14 protein-coding genes and 2 pseudogenes are annotated in these 17,217 nt (G+C 64.4%); 8 read left to right on the top strand and 8 right to left on the bottom strand.

Going from position 1 to position 17,217, the window contains the following annotated elements:
• The first annotated feature begins 197 nt into the window (after positions 1-197).
• On the top strand, positions 198-947 hold the full coding sequence (locus tag MTX19_RS05160) for a transglutaminase-like cysteine peptidase (protein ID WP_280982699.1): 750 nt from the start codon (positions 198-200) through the stop codon (positions 945-947).
• 105 nt (positions 948-1,052) lie between these two features.
• Here MTX19_RS05160 and MTX19_RS05155 read toward each other — a convergent pair whose 3' ends face one another.
• From MTX19_RS05155 to MTX19_RS05130, 6 genes and pseudogenes are all read right to left on the bottom strand, one after another.
• A complete protein-coding gene (locus tag MTX19_RS05155; protein WP_280974142.1) occupies positions 1,053-2,252 on the bottom strand; it encodes an ABC transporter substrate-binding protein in 1,200 nt (399 codons plus the stop codon).
• A 134-nt stretch (positions 2,253-2,386) separates the two neighbouring features.
• The gene (locus MTX19_RS05150; RefSeq protein ID WP_280982698.1) at positions 2,387-4,225 is read right to left on the bottom strand and encodes an AMP-dependent synthetase/ligase; all 1,839 of its coding nucleotides are present in this window, start codon (positions 4,223-4,225) and stop codon (positions 2,387-2,389) included.
• A 143-nt stretch (positions 4,226-4,368) separates the two neighbouring features.
• Positions 4,369-5,148: an ABC transporter ATP-binding protein gene (locus MTX19_RS05145; RefSeq protein ID WP_280982697.1), complete on the bottom strand. Its 780-nt coding sequence runs from the start codon at positions 5,146-5,148 to the stop codon at positions 4,369-4,371.
• A gap of 13 nt (positions 5,149-5,161) precedes the next feature.
• Positions 5,162-5,917 (bottom strand): annotated as a pseudogene (locus tag MTX19_RS05140) (ABC transporter ATP-binding protein); the annotation flags it as partial.
• A complete protein-coding gene (locus MTX19_RS05135; RefSeq protein WP_280982696.1) occupies positions 5,914-7,065 on the bottom strand; it encodes a branched-chain amino acid ABC transporter permease in 1,152 nt (383 codons plus the stop codon). The gene MTX19_RS05135 and the pseudogene MTX19_RS05140, both read right to left, overlap by 4 nt.
• 10 nt (positions 7,066-7,075) lie before the next feature.
• Positions 7,076-7,951 (bottom strand): branched-chain amino acid ABC transporter permease, encoded by an 876-nt coding sequence (locus tag MTX19_RS05130; RefSeq protein WP_280974147.1) that lies wholly within the window; start codon positions 7,949-7,951, stop codon positions 7,076-7,078.
• A gap of 292 nt (positions 7,952-8,243) precedes the next feature.
• Here MTX19_RS05130 and MTX19_RS05125 point away from each other — a divergent pair, with 292 nt between their 5' ends.
• Together MTX19_RS05125 and MTX19_RS05120 are read left to right on the top strand one after the other, a co-directional pair.
• Entirely contained in the window at positions 8,244-8,996 is a 753-nt protein-coding gene (locus tag MTX19_RS05125) for an ABC transporter ATP-binding protein (protein ID WP_280982695.1), read from the top strand.
• Positions 8,993-10,513 carry a permease gene (locus tag MTX19_RS05120; RefSeq protein ID WP_280982694.1) on the top strand — a complete coding sequence of 507 codons (1,521 nt, stop codon included), beginning with the start codon at positions 8,993-8,995 and terminating at the stop codon, positions 10,511-10,513. The genes MTX19_RS05125 and MTX19_RS05120 overlap by 4 nt, the downstream gene beginning before the upstream one ends.
• Before the next feature lie 6 nt (positions 10,514-10,519).
• On the opposite strand, the pseudogene MTX19_RS05115 reads toward MTX19_RS05120, so the two are convergent.
• A pseudogene (locus MTX19_RS05115) lies at positions 10,520-10,952 on the bottom strand (alpha/beta hydrolase); the annotation flags it as partial.
• 123 nt (positions 10,953-11,075) lie between these two features.
• Between MTX19_RS05115 and MTX19_RS05110 the strand changes: the two are divergent.
• The 5 genes from MTX19_RS05110 (at position 11,076) to MTX19_RS05090 (ending at position 15,822) form a co-directional block, all read left to right on the top strand.
• Entirely contained in the window at positions 11,076-11,891 is an 816-nt protein-coding gene (locus MTX19_RS05110) for an MBL fold metallo-hydrolase (RefSeq protein WP_280982693.1), read from the top strand.
• Between the two features lie 122 nt (positions 11,892-12,013).
• Entirely contained in the window at positions 12,014-13,009 is a 996-nt protein-coding gene (locus MTX19_RS05105) for an aldo/keto reductase (RefSeq protein WP_280982692.1), read from the top strand.
• Entirely contained in the window at positions 13,009-13,470 is a 462-nt protein-coding gene (locus MTX19_RS05100) for a MerR family transcriptional regulator (protein WP_280982691.1), read from the top strand. Before MTX19_RS05105 ends, MTX19_RS05100 begins: the two co-directional genes overlap by 1 nt.
• Positions 13,471-13,828: 358 nt before the next feature.
• The gene (locus tag MTX19_RS05095; RefSeq protein ID WP_280982690.1) at positions 13,829-14,878 is read left to right on the top strand and encodes an amidohydrolase family protein; all 1,050 of its coding nucleotides are present in this window, start codon (positions 13,829-13,831) and stop codon (positions 14,876-14,878) included.
• 11 nt (positions 14,879-14,889) lie between these two features.
• Complete coding sequence (locus MTX19_RS05090; protein ID WP_280982689.1) at positions 14,890-15,822, top strand: GNAT family N-acetyltransferase; 933 nt, start codon at positions 14,890-14,892, stop codon at positions 15,820-15,822.
• Between the two features lie 108 nt (positions 15,823-15,930).
• Here the strand turns inward: MTX19_RS05090 and MTX19_RS05085 are convergent, their stop codons facing one another.
• On the bottom strand, positions 15,931-17,187 hold the full coding sequence (locus MTX19_RS05085) for an aminopeptidase (protein ID WP_280982688.1): 1,257 nt from the start codon (positions 17,185-17,187) through the stop codon (positions 15,931-15,933).
• Positions 17,188-17,217 lie beyond the last annotated feature (30 nt).

Below are 17,217 nucleotides of genomic sequence, written 5' to 3'. Positions count from 1 at the left end.
TTCGCCGGACGCGTTCACAAGATCGATAAAGTTTTCGGGACGCCGACGAGGCGCCCTTCAGCGTCTTTTGCGCATCCGGGCCCGATTCGACGGGTTTTAAGCAGATTCAAAACATCGTGTCCCACCCTGACGTATGAAACGATCCGGTCACGCCAGGGTGTACGATCACCCCACCGATGCCCGGACGGGGGTGTCCCATGACGGACTCGCTTCAGTCGCGCGCGCTGCGCGGCGTCATGCTCGTCTGCAGCCTGGTCTGGCTCACGCCGGCTGCCGAGCTGAACGCCGCGTCGCTGTTGACGCCCGGTCCGGCGGAGCTGATCGGGAAGTCAACCGAGCCGTTCGGGTTGCCGACCACCCTGCTTGCCAACGGCGGGCTGCACAGAAAATGGCTCGGGGTGCAGCGCCAGCTTGCCGATGAACTTGTTCAGCTTGCGCACTGCGACGGCGATCGCGAGGGCTGCGGGTCGCCGGAGGCGCTGCGGTTCCTGGCGATCATCGATGCCGGACGGGCGCGTGACGGCCGTGCCCGGCTTGGCACGATCAATCGCGCCGTCAATCTTGCGATCCGCCCGGGCAGCGATCTTGCGCTGTACGGCGAGATCGACGTCTGGACCTCGCCCCTCGCCACCTTCGCCAAGGGCGCCGGCGACTGCGAGGACTATGCCATCGCGAAATTCGTGGCGCTGCGAGAGGCCGGCGTCGCACCTGATGATTTGCGGATCGTCATCATGCATGACCTGCTCGGCGGCGAGGACCATGCCGTCGTCGCGGCGCGGCTCGACGGCCGCTGGCTCACGCTCGACAACCGCCGGATGGCGATGATCAAGGATTCCGACGTCAGGAATTTCCGGCCGACCTTCGTGATCGACCAGCACGGCGTCAGCAAGTATATCGACGCGCCGCCTGTCATGGAGGCCGCGCTGCGACCGGCACACGTGAACTGATCAGGTCGCCCACGCACGCGAAAGCGGAAGCAATCCATTTCTCCTGCTTAGGAGATGGATTGCTTCGCTCGCGATAACGGTATGGTTTGAGTCCTGAGCGACGGCTCAGAACATCAGATTGTCCTTCACCAGGACCCAGCGACCGTTCTTGACCTGTTGCACCTGGGTGATGGTGTTGGCGAGGTGATCGGTCTTGGAGAACTTGGTCGGCGGCGAATTGAAGATGTCGAGGAACTTGTCACCTGATTCCAGCGAATCGAGCATCTTCTGGCCGGTCAGGTCCTTGCCCGCCTTCTGCGCGTAGAAGGCGAAGGTCATCACGGCGTTGTAGCCGATGATCGCCTGCGTGTTGGCCTCGGTGCCGAACATTTTCTTGTAGTTGACGAGCCAGTCCTTCACCTTGCCCTTGGCGGTGTCCTCATAGGGGATTTCGAAGCCTGAGGCCGCGTAGAGCCCTTCCACCGCCTCCTTGCCGAGCGTCGGCACTTCGAGCACGTTGGTAGGGGTGGCGCCGAGGAAGGTCACATCCCAGCCGAGCTTCCTGGCCTCGCTCATCGCGCCGATGGTCTCGCGGATCACGGTGCCGAGCACGACGAGATCGCAGCCGTCGGACTTCATCTTGGCGACCTGCGCCGAGAAGTCGGAGGCGCCGCGCTTGTAGCTCGTGATCGAGGCCGGCTGCACCTTCATCGCCGCGAGCTGCTGGTTGAAGCCGTCGAGCACGTTTTTGCCGTACTCGTCGTCCTGATGCATGATGCAGGGCTTCTTGAAGTTCTTCCACTCCATCATGTATTTGAGCGCGGCGCGCGTGCTCTCCACATAGGGCAGTAAATTGTTGAACTTGAGCCGCTCCTGCGGCTTGTTCGGATCGAACTTGAAGGTGAACTCGGCCGCGGTGAGCGGGAACAGTTGCAGCACGCCGGCGTCGAACAGGATATCCTGTGCGGCAAGCACGGTCGGCGAGCCCATCGCGCCGATCATTGCGAAGATCTTGTCGCGTTCGACCATCTTCTGCGACGCCAGCACGGCCTTCTTCGGATCATAGCCGTTGTCTTCCAGGATCATCTTGAGCTTGCGGCCGTTGATGCCGCCGCTCGCATTGATCTCCTCCACCGCCATCTTCATGCCGTTGGACACCGGAACGCCCCAGACCTTGATCGGGCCCGAAAGGTCCTGATGCGTCCCGATCACGATCTCGGTCGGCGAGATGCCCTCGTTGGTGACCTTGGTTTGGGCCGCGGCCGGCAGACAGGTCAGCGCCAGGGCGCTCACCGCCAGGCCCAGCGCCTTCAGCGATTTCGACATTGCAGTCTCCTCCTTCGATGGCCCGTGTTGAGCGAAGGGCTGGGCCTTACTCACGCCTTCGCCATTTGCCTGGTCGCGCCTTATTTGAGCATGATCTTTTCGGAAAACCGCTTCACACTTCTCCGGATCATGCTCTACGCGACCGCGCGCTCGCCATACATCGCATCGATCTCGGCCGCGTAGCGCTTGTTCACGAAACTTCGCTTCAGCTTCATGGTCGGCGTCAGCTCCTCGTCCTCCGGCGTGAGCTGGCGTTCGATCAGGTAGAACTTCTTGATGGTCTCGACGCGCGCGAAACTGGCGTTCACCGTCTCCACCTCGCGCTGGATCAGATCCTGGATTTCGCGCGCACGGCACAGGCTCGCGTAATTGGTGAAGGGGATGTCGTGATCCTGGGCGTATTTCTCGACATTCTCCTGATCGATCATGATCAGGCAGGTCAGATAGGGCCGCTTGTCGCCGATCACGACCGCGTCCGAGACATAAGGCGAGAATTTCAGCTGGTTCTCGATCTCCGACGGCGTGATGTTCTTGCCGCCCGAGGTGATGATGATGTCCTTCATCCGGTCTGTGATCTTCACATAGCCTTCATTGTCGATCGAGCCGACGTCGCCGGTGTGCAGCCAGCCCTTGGCGTCGATCGTCTCCGCGGTCTTTTCCGGCTGGTTGAGATAGCCCATGAACAGAAAGTCGCCCCTGATCAGGATCTCTCCCTTCGGGCAGATCATCACCTCGCCCCATGGCGCCGCCTTGCCGACCGAGCCGAGCTTGATGCGATCCGCCGGCATCATGGTGGCGACGCCGCAATTCTCGGTCTGGCCGTAGACCTCGCGCATGTCGATGCCGAGCGCGAGATACCAGCGGATCAGGTCCGGGGAGATCGGCGCCGCGCCGGTGAAGGCGATCCGGCAGCGGTCGAGCCCGAGCATGCGGCGGATGTTGCGGAACACCAGCCAGTAGGCTGCGCGGCTCAAGAGCCTCAGCGACAATGGCGGCGTCGCGCCCTTAAGCCGGCACTCGGCCATGCGATTGCCGATCGCAAGCGCGCGGGTGTACATCCAGTTCTGGAACGGGGTCGCATCCTTCAGCGCGATGGTAATACCCGAATAGAACTTCTCCCAGATCCGGGGTACCGCGAGGAACGCGGTCGGCTGCACCTCGCGCAGATTGTCGGGCACCGTCTCCGGACTCTCGGCAAAGTTCATGACGGAGCCAAGTGCAATCGAGATGTAGTAGCCGCCGACCCGCTCGGCGACATGACAGAGCGGCAGGAACACCAGCCGCTCCTCGCTGTCGGTGGATGGAAACAGGTCGTTGGCGTGGCGCATCTGGTGCGTCACGCTGCGGTTGGAATGCATCGCGCCCTTGGGCGGGCCGGTCGTGCCCGAGGTGTAGACGAGGATCGCGAGATCGGAGACCGTGCGGCTGCCGGTCATTTCCTCCCACAAGGCGTCGTTGCCCTGCGAATAATTGCGGCCGAGCGCCATGAATTCGGCGAGCGACAACGCCATCGGGTCGGAGAAGCCGCTCAAGCCCTCCATGTCGAAGACGACAATCTTCTCCAGCGTCGGACAGCGCGCGCGGCACGCCAGCACCTTGTCGAGCTGCTCCTCGTCCTCGACAAACACGATCCTGGTGCGGGAATCGTTGATGAGGTATTCGACCTGCGTCGGCGAGTCGGTGGGGTAGATGCCGGATGAGACGCCGCCGGCGCACAGGATGCCCATGTCGGCATAAACCCATTCCGGCACGGCATTGGCGATGATCGAGGCGACGTCACCGGGGCGGAAGCCGGTCGCATACAGGCCGTAGGCGATGTCCTTGGAGATCTGCAGCCATTCGCGCCAACTGGTCGGCTGCCAGATGCCGAACTTCTTCTCGCGGATCGCAGGCCTGTCGCCACGCGTCTCCACCGCGAGCAGAAAACTCTTCGCGATCGTGTCGGCGACCGTCAGCACCGCCGGTCCGGCCATCCGCGTTCCCTCCTCTGCCGCCTGCCCCGCGCGCCGGGTCGATTGCCGGTCTTGTTCGCGAAACGAGCCTGAAATCTAGCTCCAAGTACCGCTCAACGCCAACTCTTGCTCAACGCCAAATCTTGTTCAACGCCAAGTCTTGCTCAACGCCAAGTCTTCTTCTTTTTCCAGCGCCGCTCGCCCCGCGCGCCGGCCTCCTTGGCGCCGAGATAGAACTCCTGGATGTCGGGTGAATTCATCAGCCGCTCGCAGCTGTCGTTCATGACGACGCGGCCGATCTCCAGCACATAGCCGTAATGCGCCGTCTCCAGCGCGATCTTGGCATTCTGCTCGACCAGCAGGATCGACATGCCCTGCTCCTCGTTGACGCGGCGGATGATGGTGAAGATCTCCTTCACCAGGATCGGCGACAGGCCCAGCGACGGCTCGTCGAGCAGCAGCAGCGTCGGACGGTTCATCAGCGCGCGCCCGATCGCCAGCATCTGCTGCTCGCCGCCGGAGAGCTGCCCCGCCGGCTGGTCGAGCCGCTCCTTCAGCCGCGGAAAATAGCCATAGACGCGATCGAGGTCAGCAGCCACGCCGTCGCGATCGCGGCGCGGATAGGCGCCCATCATCAGGTTCTCGCGCACCGACAGGAACGGAAATACCTCGCGTCCTTCGGGCACATGGCTCAAGCCGAGCCGCACGATCTTGTCGGCTTCCATGCGCTGGATCGGCTTGCCCGAAAACTCGATCGTGCCCTTCTGCGGATCGAGGATGCCGGAGATGGTCTTCAGGACGGTGGTCTTGCCGGCGCCGTTGGCGCCGAGCAACGTCACGATCCGGCCGCGCGGCACCTCGAGGCTGATGCCGCGGATCGCCATGATCGGTCCGTAATAGCTTTCGATGTTGCTGAGCTTCAGGATGATGTCGGGCGTGCTCATGGCATCATCCTCATGCACCGAGATAGGCCGCGACGACGTCGGGATGGTGCTGCACCTCTGACGGCGACCCCATCGCCAGCACACGGCCGTAGTTCAGCGCAATGACGCGGTCGGAGACGCGGTTGACCAGCGTCATGTCGTGCTCGACCATCAGCACGGTAATGCCGAGCTCGCTCTTCATGTCGCGGATCCAGAACGACATGTCGTCGGTCTCCTCGACATTGAGACCCGATGACGGCTCGTCGAGCAGAATCAGCTTCGGCTCGGAGCACAGTGCCCGCGCCAGCTCGATCACTTTGCGCACGCCGTAGGGCAGGCCCGAGATCAGCTTGTCGCGGTAGGGCTCCAGATCGAGGAATTCGATGACCTGCTCGACCCGGCGGCGATGCATCTTCTCGTTGGCACGCACGCTCGGCAGGAACAGCAGCTCCTGCCAAAGCTGGGTGGTGGAATGGCGATGGCGGCCGACCAGGAGATTGCTCAGCACGGTCGCGTTCTCGAACAGCTCGATGTTCTGGAAGGTCCGAGCGATGCCGAGCCCGGCGATATCGTAGGCCGGCTGCTGCGTGATGTCCTGATCCTCGAAGAAGATCCTGCCCGAGGTCGGCGGATAGATCCGCGAGATCAGGTTGAAGATCGAGCTTTTCCCGGCTCCGTTCGGCCCGATGATCGAGAGGATCTCGCCCTTCTCAACAGCGAAGCTGACGGCATCGACAGCTTTCAGGCCGCCGAAATGCAGGGACAGGTTCTCGGCGCGGAAATAGCTCATCGGTTCCGCTCCGATTTCACGTAGATCTTCTGCCGCTTGAACGTCGCACGCTTGTAGAGCGGGAAGAGCTGGAAGAACAATTTGATCTTCAGCCAGCGGCCGTAGAGCCCGAGCGGCTCGAACAGCACGAATACCACGATGATGATGCCGTAGATCGCCCCCTTCAGCCCGTTGGCGGAAGCAATGGCGGAGACGACATCCTGGATATGGCCTGCGCGCTCGGGTCCCGCGCCCAGCGTCGCCGCAGCGCCGGCGATCACGCCGGGCATGTCGTCCTTTAGATAAGTCAGGAACGGATCGATCATGACGAGGAAGATCGCACCCAGCACCGCACCGTGCAGGCTGAAGATGCCGCCGATCAGAATCACGATGATGAACTCGATCGAGAGCTGCAGCGTGAACATCTCCGGCGAGATGAAGGAGAGCTTGTGCGCGAACAGCACGCCGGCAAAGCCGGTGATGGCGGCCGAGATCGCGAACGACTTCACCTTGTAGAGCGAGACATTGATGCCCATGCTGCGCGCGGCCGTCTCGCTGTCGCGGATCGCGACGAAGGCGCGCCCGGTCGGCGAACGCAACAGGTTGAGCGTGCCGACGATGGTCAGCACCAGCACCGCAAGGCAGAGATAATAGAAGGTCGGGCCGTCGCGCGACACCGTGGTGCCGAGCAACTGGATGGTCTTGACCCGCATGCCCTCGTTGCCATTGGTCACGCTCTCCCAGCGCGCCATGATCTCCTCGACGATGAAGGCAAAGGAGATCGTCGCGATCACGAGGTAGATGCCCTGCAGCCGCAGTGCCGGAAACCCGACCAGCGCGCCGACCACGCCGGTCAACAGCCCCGCCGCGAGGAAGTAGACGGGGAACGGCACGTTGAATTGCTGCAGATAGGCCGCGGTGTAGGCGCCGATGGCGAGGAAGGCGGCGTGGCCGAGCGAGGCCTGCCCGGTGAAGCCGGTCAGGATCATGAGCCCGACGCCGACGGTCGCATAGATGCAGACGAAGACGAGCTGACTCATCAGATAACTGGAGAGCACGTAAGGCGCGATCAGCAGCGCGGCCAGCAACAGGCCGTAGGAATAGACATAACCCGAATGCGGAAGCAGCCTGATGTCGTCGTCGTAATCGGTCTTGAAGAGAAAGCGCATGCGTTGCTCCTCAGACCTTCTTGCGGGCGTGAACGCCGAACAAGCCCTCCGGCTTGAGCAGCAGCACTGCCAGCAGCACGATATAGGGCGCGACGTCCTTCCACCCCTGCGGCAGATAGAAGCCGGCCATGCTCTCGATCACGCCGATCAGGACACCGCCGACCACGGCGCCGGGAATCGAGCCGAAACCACCGAGCACCGCGGCCGGAAACGCCTTCAACCCCAGCACCAGGCCGACATTGGAATGGATGAAGGTGATCGGCGCCAGCAGCACGCCGGCGCATGTCGCCACCGCCGCCGAGATCGCCCAGACGATCGACACCACGCGCTTGACCGGAATGCCCATATAATAGGCAGCCAGCATATTCTCGGAACTCGCGCGCATCGCGGTGCCGAGCGTGGTGCGGTTGAAGAACAGATAGAGCAGCGCGCACAGGATGACGGTCGCCGCGATCACCGAGAGCTTGTCATAGGCGAGCACCAGGCTGCCGATCCGCAACACGCCCTGGCTGAACGGCGTGTCGATCTTGAAGTCGTCGGTGCCCCAGATCATGCCGGCGACCGAGCGCAGGAAATAGCCGAGCCCGATCGTCGCCATGATGATGGAGAATTGCGGGTAGCCGAGGATCGGCCGCACCACCAGCCGCTCGGCCAGCATGCCGAACAGCGCCATGCAGATCACCGCGCCGGCAAAGCCGACCCAGTAGTTCAGCCCGAGCATGCCGATGAAGGTGAAGGCGAAGAAGCCGCCCAGCATCATCAAATCGCCTTGCGCGAAATTGACGACCTCGGTTGCCTTGTAGACCAGCACGAAGCCAAGCGCGATCAGGCCGTAAACGCAGCCAAGCGCGATGCCGCTGACGAGCTGCTGAACAAAGTCCAGCATCGTTCCCTCCCCGATGCACCGGCGATTCGTGACGATCGCCTTTGTGCATCCCGCCTTCGCGCCCTGTGTCGGGAGCGCTGAAAGCCGCCTATGTCCCACCCAATTGAGCCAAAAGCCCCGATCCCTGTCAACAAAGCCCGGATCGTCGGGTATTATCACAATTGCCGAGATATGCCGCGGCGCGGAGTTTTGTTCATAACGCGTTCGATTTGCCTGAGACGATTCACCGCGCCGAAACAGTTTTTGCCCAACGTGCGCAACCGAAGAGCGAACTCCGGGATCGCCACACATCATGACCGCAGGACTATCCGCACTCGAGGTGCGAGGGTTAAGGAAGCGTTTTGACCGCCCGGCGGTCGATGCGCTCGATCTCACCGTGCGTGTCGGCGAGTTCTACGCGCTGCTCGGGCCGAACGGCGCCGGCAAGACCACGACCCTGCGCATGGTCGCGGGCCTGCTGCGGCCCGACTCCGGCTCGGTGTCGGTGCTCGGCATCGATGCGCTCTCAGATCCGGTCGCCGCCAAGCAGGTGATGGCCTGGGTGTCGGACGAGCCGATGATCTACGACAAGCTGACCCCGCTGGAGTACCTCGAATTCGTCGCCGGCCTGTGGGGCGTCGATCCCAGGCAGTCCGAGACGTCGGCGCGCGATCTCCTGGTGTCGCTCGGGCTCGAGCCGCATCTCAACGAGCGCTGCGAGGGATTCTCCAAGGGCATGCGCCAGAAGGTGGCGCTCGCCGGTGCGCTGGTGCACGATCCCCGCCTGATCATTCTCGACGAGCCGCTCACCGGCCTCGACGCGCTGTCGGCGCGCCATGTGAAGGGCCTGCTGCAGGAGCGCGTGCGCACCGGCTGCACCGTGATCATGACGACCCACATTCTCGAGGTCGCCGAGCGCATGGCCGACCGGATCGGCGTGATCGCAGCCGGCAAATTGATCGCCGAAGGCACGCTCGCCGAATTGCGCCAGCAGAACGGACGCAACGACACCAGCCTGGAAGACATGTTCATCGCGCTGGTCGATACTGAAGCGGCGGCCGCGTGAGCTCGGCCGCCCACCTCTCCTGGTTCGCCCGCCACGAATTCCGCCTCGCCTGGCGCGAATGGCTGGCGATGATGACCGGCGGCCGGCGCCGCCGCAACCGCGCGGTGATCGGGCTCCTGATCGTCGCCGCGATCCTGCACCTGCCGGCCTATGCGGTGGTCGGCCGCTTTGCCGACCTGCAGTTTCCGCTCGATCCCTCATCGCTGATCGTGCTGACCGCGACGATCTTCCTATCCTGGGCGCTGATGCTGTCGCAGGCGATCGAATCGGTGACGCGCGTGTTCTATGCCCGCGCCGACCTCGACCTGATCATGTCGTCGCCGGCGAAGCTCACCAATATCTTCTCCGTCCGTATCGCTGCGATCGGGATGTCGGTGACCGGCATGGCATTGCTGCTGTCGGCGCCGTTCGTCGACGTGCTAGCGATCCTCGGCGGCGCGCATTGGCTTGCGGGTTTCGGCGTCGTCGCCGCAATCGGCCTGACGGCGGCGGCGGCCGCGATCGCCATCGCGGTGCTGCTGTTCCGCCTGATCGGGCCGAGCCGGACACGGCTGGTGGCGCAGATCGTGTCCGCCATCATCGGCGCGGGCTTCGTGATCGCGCTGCAGATCGTGGCGATCTTGTCCTACGGCACGCTGTCGCGCTTTGCGGTGCTGACCTCCGACACCGCGGCGCGCATCGCACCCGGTCCGAACAGCCTCGTCTGGTGGCCGGCACGCGCTGCGCTAGGCGACCTTGAAGTGATGATGCTGCTGGTCGCCGGCGCGCTAATCATGCTCGGCGTCGTCACGGCAGTGTTCGCGCCGCGGTTTGCCGACACGGTCACGAGCGTGGCGGCCAATCCCGCGGCGGTCACGCGCAGGCGCGATCGGTCATTCCGGGTCGGCTCGCGGCAGCAGGCGCTGCGCCGGAAGGAATTCCTGCTGCTGCGCCGCGACCCGTGGCTGCTGTCGCAGAGCCTGATGCAGATGCTCTATCTGGTGCCGCCGGCGCTGATGCTGTGGCGAAGCTTCTCCGACTCGTCGACCGCGATCGTCCTGATCACGCCCGTCGTCGTGATGGCCGCGGGCCAGCTCGCCGGCGGGCTCGCCTGGCTGACGATATCAGGCGAGGACGCCGCCGATCTGGTGGCGACCGCGCCGCTGCCGCCGTCGCGCGTGGTCCGCGCCAAGATCGAGGTGGTCCTGATTGCGATCGCCGTCATCTTCGCGCCGCTGGTCGGAGCTCTTGCGTTGGTTTCACCACGGCAGGCCGCGGTGACCGCCATTGCGGTCATCGTGGCGACCGGATCAGCCGCAGCGGTCCAGCTCTGGTTCCGCGCGCAAGCCAAGCGCAGCCAGTTCCGCCGGCGCCAGACCTCCTCGCGCGTCGCGACCTTCGCGGAGGCATTCTGCTCGATCGGATGGGCCGCGACCGCAGCGCTGGCGCTGACGATTCCGGCGGCAGCCGTCGTCAGCGGAATCCTCACGGTCGTGACCCTGGCCATCGCCTGGAAGATCAGCCCGAATCGGGCGTGACGCGCCCTATCCTTTCATCACCTCCATCACCGCCGCGGCGAACGCCTCCGGCGCCTCCTGCGGCAGATTGTGTCCGGCGCGCGGGATCACGCAATGCACCCGTCCGCCGGTGAACTTTGCCGCGCTGGCGCTGCCGTCGGTCGCGGGCGCGACGCCGTCTTCGGCTCCATCCAGCGTGACGGTGGGGACACTGATGGCCGGCAATGCGGCCAGCCGGTGCTGCAGCCCGGTATAGCGCGGATCGCCGTCGGCGAGGCCGAAGCGATGGCGATAGCCGTGGATCACGACGTCGACATAATCGGGATTGTCATGCGCGGCCGCGGTCCGTTCGAAGCAGGCGTCGTCGAACGCCCAGTTCGGCGACCATTGCGACCACAGGATCTTCGCGATGGGCGAGGCCGGCGCGGCCGCGCTCGAGCTGGAAGTAATATTGATACCAGAGCGACACCCGCAGGAATCCTGTTGCAGAGCGCGCCATGGAGCGATGCGCCGGCATCATCATGACGGAAGATCAATTCGGCGATACTGTTACGCCGGAACGTCGGCACAGACGGAACACGCCATGCTCAGACTGCTCGCGGTGCTCATGCTGTTCGGAGCCTTCGCCGCTCGCGCCGAAGCCGAGGAGGCCCCGCGCAGCGAATGCCTGGCGATGGCGAATGCGCCGCCGCGAGCGACGCCAGTCAGCCTCCGGCGCACGGCGGCAAAGGCCGACGAGGTCGCGATCACCTATGCCGGTCATTCTACCTATTACATCGACACGCCCGGCGGCATCCGCATCGCGACCGATTACAGCGGCGCCTATCAGACCGGACGGTTGCCCGACATCGTCACCATGAACCGCGCGCATTCGACGCATTACACGCTGTTCCCCGATCCCCGGATTCCCCACGTGCTGCATGGCTGGGGCGAGAACGGCCAGGCCGCGCACTACGCGGAACGGATCGGCGACGTCTACATCCGCAACGTCACCACCGACATCCGCCGCTACTGGGGCGAAGGTCCCGGCGGCGAGATGATCAAGGACGGCAACTCGATCTTCATCTTCGAGGTCGCTGGCCTGTGCATCGGCCATCTCGGTCACCTCCACGTCAAGCTCGACGACAGCCAGTTTGCGGCGATCGGCCGGCTCGACATCGTGATGGTGCCGATCGACGGCACCTATACGATGTCGCTCGACGGCATCTCCGAGATCACCAGGCGGCTGCGCGCCTCGGTGGTGCTGCCGATGCACCGCTTCGCGACCCCGCTCGACGAATTCATGCACTTGATCGGCAAGCAGTTCGAGATCGACCGCCGCGGCGGCGAGCGCACTTTGAGGATTTCAAGGGATACGCTGCCGGCCACGCCGACCGTGATCATCCTTGACGGGGTCTGAGGCGCCGCGCCCCTGTCCCTGACACGATTTCGTGCGCCGCCATTTCGCGCTTGACCTAGAGTATGCTCTAGCTTGTTCACTCGGGACTACCCGGCGACACCCCGGCCACGAGGACCAGCGGCATGACAAATTCCAGCAAGCTCCCGCACCGCAAGCTCGGCCATGACGGCCCGCAGGTTTCCGCCATCGGGCTTGGTTGCATGTCGCTGTCCGGCGTCTATGGCGCCAGTGACGACGCGTCGACACCCGACTTGATCCGGCACGCCATCGACCAGGGGATCGATTTCCTCGACAGCGCCGACCTCTATGGCTGGGGTCACAATGAGGAGCTGCTGGGCCGCTCTCTCAAGGGTCTGCGCGATAAGGTCGTGATCGCGACCAAGTTCGGCCAGGTCAAGACCGCGACAGGCCAGGGCGTCGACGGACGGCCGGCCTATGTCCAGCAGGCCTGCGAGGCGAGCCTGAAGCGGCTCGGCATCGAGACCATCGACCTTTATTACCAGCACCGGATCGATCCCAACGTCCCGATCGAGGACACCGTCGGCGCGATGGCGCGTCTCGTCGAGCAAGGCAAGGTCCGCCATCTCGGCCTGTGCGAGGCGCGCCCCGAAACCATTCGCCGCGCCCATAAGGTCCACCCGCTGGCTGCGGTGCAGACCGAATATTCCCTGCTCTACCGCAGCGAGGCCGAGGAAACGCTGCAGACCACACGCGCCCTCGGCATCTCTTTCGTCGCCTATTCGCCGCTCGGCCGCGGTTTCCTGACCGGGCAGATCCAGTCGCAGGCCGACATTGCCGGCGATCGCCGCGGCGACCATCCGCGCTTTGCCGGCGATAACTTCGCCCGCAACCGCGAACTCGTCGGCGGCATCGTGGCGATCGCGCGCGAGAAGGGCTGCACGCCGTCGCAGCTCGTGCTGGCCTGGCTGCTGGCCCAGGGCCAGGACATCGTGCCGATCCCCGGCACCAAGCAGCGCGCGCGGCTGGACGAGAATATCGGCGCGCTCGACGTGACGCTTTCGCCGGACGAGATTGCGCGGATTTCGGCGACGATCCCGCCCGGGGCCGCAGCAGGCGAGCGCTATCCGGCGGGCGCGATGAAAGCGGTGTATCTGTGATGGATGCCCGAACACCACATACGCAGGCCGCGCCGAGCGCGCTCTACATCGGTGACATCGCGCGCCGCTCCGGCCGCAGCGTGCACACCATCCGCTGGTACGAGGCGCAGGGCCTGATGCCCGGCGTGATCAGGGATCGCGGCCGCCGGCGCGTTTACAGCGACTACCATGTCGGCTGGCTCGACCTGCTGGAGCGGCTGCGCCTGACCGGCATGTCGATCCGGCAGTTGCGGGAATATACCGCGCTGGTGAAGCAGGGCAGCGCGACCTTGCGCAAGCGCTGCGCGCTGCTCGCCGAGCACCAGCTCCGTGTCCAGACCATGATTGCAAAATGGACCGAGGCGCTCGCGCTGGTCGATGCCAAGATCGAGTTCTACGACGAATGGGGCGCGGGAGGCACGCGACCTGCGGTCTCGCCACAGCAGCGCGCCCGCGCCAAGCGGTCTGCGACCAAGGCCTGACCGGCCTTGGGCTCGGCCTCGCGGCGGGCGCTCTCGGCGATGGCCCGTCGGCCACGTCACCGCCGCGCGCGCCAGCACCGCGGCCGCACTCATCAACGTGGCCCGCATCAGCGGCGCCACCATCGGGGTCGCGGTGCTGGGCGCGTGCTATGCCGCGGCCGGTAGCGGCGCGCGCGGTCTGCGGTTGTCGATGATTGCAGGCAGTCTCGTTCAGTTCGCGGGCGCAGGTGTGGCGTGGCTGGTGACGCGCGAGAGAACGCAGCCCGCGCCCATTTGACCTGCTCGCTCGCCTCGTTATCCTTCCCAAAGCCGACATCGTATCGGCGGCCGACAAGAGCAAGAACGGGGAGCATCATCCATGGCCAGCACTCTGCCCGCCTCCGCGAGCGGGCTCTATGCCAATCCACGCGAAGACTGGCTTGCACTATATACCGAGGAGATCATCGATCCGGGCCGGCCGATCGTCGATCCGCATCACCATCTCTGGGATCGCGGCGGATTGCGCTATCTGATCGAGGAGATGCGTGACGATATCGCCTCCGGCCACAACATCGTCGCAACCGTCTATGTCGATTGCCGCTCGATGTACCGCGCCGATGGCCCCGAAACGTTCCGTCCCGTCGGGGAGGTCGAGTTCGCCAACGGCGTTGCCGCGATGTCGGCAAGCGGCGGCTACGGCAAGGCTGCGATCTGCGCCGGCATTGTCAGCCATGTTAATCTTTTGATCGGCGACCAGGCCAAGGCCGTGCTGGAGGCGGAAATCGCCGCCGGCAATGGCCGGTTTCGCGGCATCCGCCACTCCTCGGCCTGGGACGAGGACCCCAACGTCGCCCATATGTACGCGAACCGGCCGAAGGGGCTGTTGCTGGATACCACCTTCCGGAGGGGCTTTGCCTGCCTGGCGCCGCTCGGCCTCAGCTTCGATGCCTGGCTGTTCCATCCGCAGATCGGCGAGCTCACCGACCTCGCCCGCGCCTTTCCCGACACCCGGATCGTGCTCGACCATTGCGGCGGCCCGGTCGGTATCGGCCGCTTCGCCGGCAAGCGCAGCGAGACCTTCCCGGTCTGGAAGGCCTCGATCCAGGAGCTCGCCAAATGTCCAAACGTCGTCGCCAAGCTCGGCGGGCTGGCGATGTGCCTGCTCGGCTACGACTTCCACCTCCGTCCGAAGCCGCCATCATCGGAGGAACTTGCGGCCGCCTGGCGGCCTTACATAGAAACCTGCATTGAGGCCTTTGGTCCAAGCCGTTGCATGTTCGAAAGCAACTTCCCACCTGATAAGGGTCAATGCAGCTATCAGGTGATCTTCAACGCGTTCAAACGACTGGCTTCACAATATAGCGAAGTCGAGAAGACCGCGTTGTTCTCGAAGACGGCAAGGGATGTCTATCGCCTCGAGATCGGGTAAACTCATGACTCATGGATGACGGCATCACCATCCGGCCGCTCCGAGAAGCTGATGCGGAAGCGGTGGTAGCACTCTACAGCAAGGCCGCGGCGGTGGAACCGCGGCTGGGCCCGGTCACGCTGCCGCAATGGGACCAATTCCTCAAGCTGCCGCAGAATCGCGGGGGGCGCGACTTTCGTATAGCCGAGCGGAACGGCCAGCTCATCGGCCTCGCCGAATCCTCCCTGCGCGATCAGGGCGCGCAGCATTCCCGGTTCCTCAAGATCGTCGTGGCGCCTGAAATGCGGCGCCGCCGGATCGGTTTCGCCCTGTTCAACGACGTGCTCGCGATTGATGCGGGCGCTGATCTCACGGTGCAGACGCTGGTGAGCCGCGATTGGCCGGCGGGAATGGCGTTCGTGTCTGCGTTCGGCTTCGTTCATGTCGGGTCCGAGATCGGGATGAAGTGCGTGGAACCGCTGCAGCCGGCCCGCACGCTTGCAGCCGCGCGCGCCGCCATCGAACGAGCCGGCGACGTGACAGCCTGCGCCGCCGAAGTCGCGCGCATCCACAATGCCGCCTACGCCTCGGACGCCGCGTTCCGCCTGTACTCGCCGGAGGAGATGGCGCAGGTGCTGACCGAGAGCGAAGTCTGGGTGGCATCTGAAGACGGACAGATGTCGGGTTTTTGCCTGACCGAATCTGAACAGAACTCGATGTGGATCGAGTCGGTGGCCGTCGACCCGGCGCGTCAGGGCCGCGGGCTTGGCCAGGTCCTGGTCTATCATGTGCTGACCGCCCACGAGGTCTCGGTCGAGCATCCTTGCTGGCTGAATGTCTCGAGCCGGAATGCCGCGGCGCTGAAGATCTATCGCCGCCTCGGCTTCCGGCCGCAGTACGAAACCTGCCGCTTCAGCGCCACGCGAGGCGAGCTGATCGCCTCACGCGACCGCCGGTTCCACTAAAGCGCGATGAGATTGGGTTGAATCGTCATCGCGCTTTAGCCTCCTGTTTGAGCATGATCTTTTCGGAAAACCGCGTCACACTTTTCCGGATCATGCTCTGGCGGCGTCTTACGCCCACTCACCTTTCCGGAACACCGGCACGCTGCGGCCGTCGGCGTGGATGCCATCGATATCGGTGTGGGCCGAGCCGATCATCCAGTCGATATGGATCAGGCTCTTGTTGCCGCCCTGGTCGGCGATCTGCTGCGGCGTCAGCTTGTCGCCGTTGACGAAGCACTTCGAGTAGCACTGGCCGAGCGCGATGTGCGAGGCGGCGTTCTCGTCGAACAGCGTGTTGAAGAACAACAGCCCGCTCTTGGAGATCGGCGAGGAATGCGGCACCAGCGCCACCTCGCCGAGCCGGCGCGCGCCCTCGTCGGTGTCGAGCACCTTCTTCAACACCTCCTCGCCGCGCGAGGCCTTGGCCTCGACGATGCGGCCGTCCTCGAACTTCACGGCAATGTTGTCGATCAGCGTGCCCTGGTAGGACAACGGCTTGGAGCTGACGACATGGCCGCTGACGCGCCGGCAATGCGGCGTGGTGAAGACCTCTTCGGTCGGGATGTTGGCGTTGCAGACGATGCCGTTCTTGGCGGTCGAGGCGCCGCCTTCCCATTCATGGCCGTCAGCCAGCCCGATCGTCAGATCCATTCCGGGGCCGGAATATTTCAGCGCGTGGAAGCGCTGGCCGTTCAGCCATTCGGTGCGCTCGCGCAGCTTGGCATTGTGCTTTTCCCAGGCGGCGACGGCGCCGTCCTGATCGACTCGCGACGCGGAGAAGATCGCGTCCGCCAGCTTGGCCACGGCGACGTCTTCGGCATCATCGGGGAACACCTGCTTCGCCCAGGACGCGCTGGGATAGGCGATGATGTTCCAGTTGGTATCGAAATTGACGATCTTCTCCAGCGCCGGCTGGTAGGCCATCGAATTGGCCTTGCTGGCGCGCGCGACCTTGGTCGGGTCTTCGCCCGACAGCAGCATCGGATTGTCGCCGACGATCGCCAGCCGCGCGGTGTTGGCGCCAAAGGCCTTGGCCATACCCTCGTAGAGCCAGTTCGCGGCCCGATCGAAGCTCGCGTCATTGGCGTAGCGGTAACGGGCGAGCGTGAGCTCTTCATCCGAGAAGAACGGCGTCACCAGGCCGGCGCCGGCCTTGTAGGCGTGCTCGGCGATCCGTCGCACCAGCGGCATCGCCACCGCCGGTGCCGTCAGCAGGAGATCCTGTCCCGGCTGCAGCTGCAGGCCGACCTTCACCGCGACTTCGGCGAGCCGATCAAGCTTCACGGGATCGATCGAGGCGGAAAGGTTGCGTTGATGTGCAGTCATGAAACGTCCGGCGCTGTCGGTTGAGGATTT

The organism is Bradyrhizobium sp. ISRA464, assembly GCF_029910095.1.
Taxonomy (GTDB): domain Bacteria; phylum Pseudomonadota; class Alphaproteobacteria; order Rhizobiales; family Xanthobacteraceae; genus Bradyrhizobium.
This window is presented reverse-complemented; position numbering and strand designations above follow the sequence as displayed.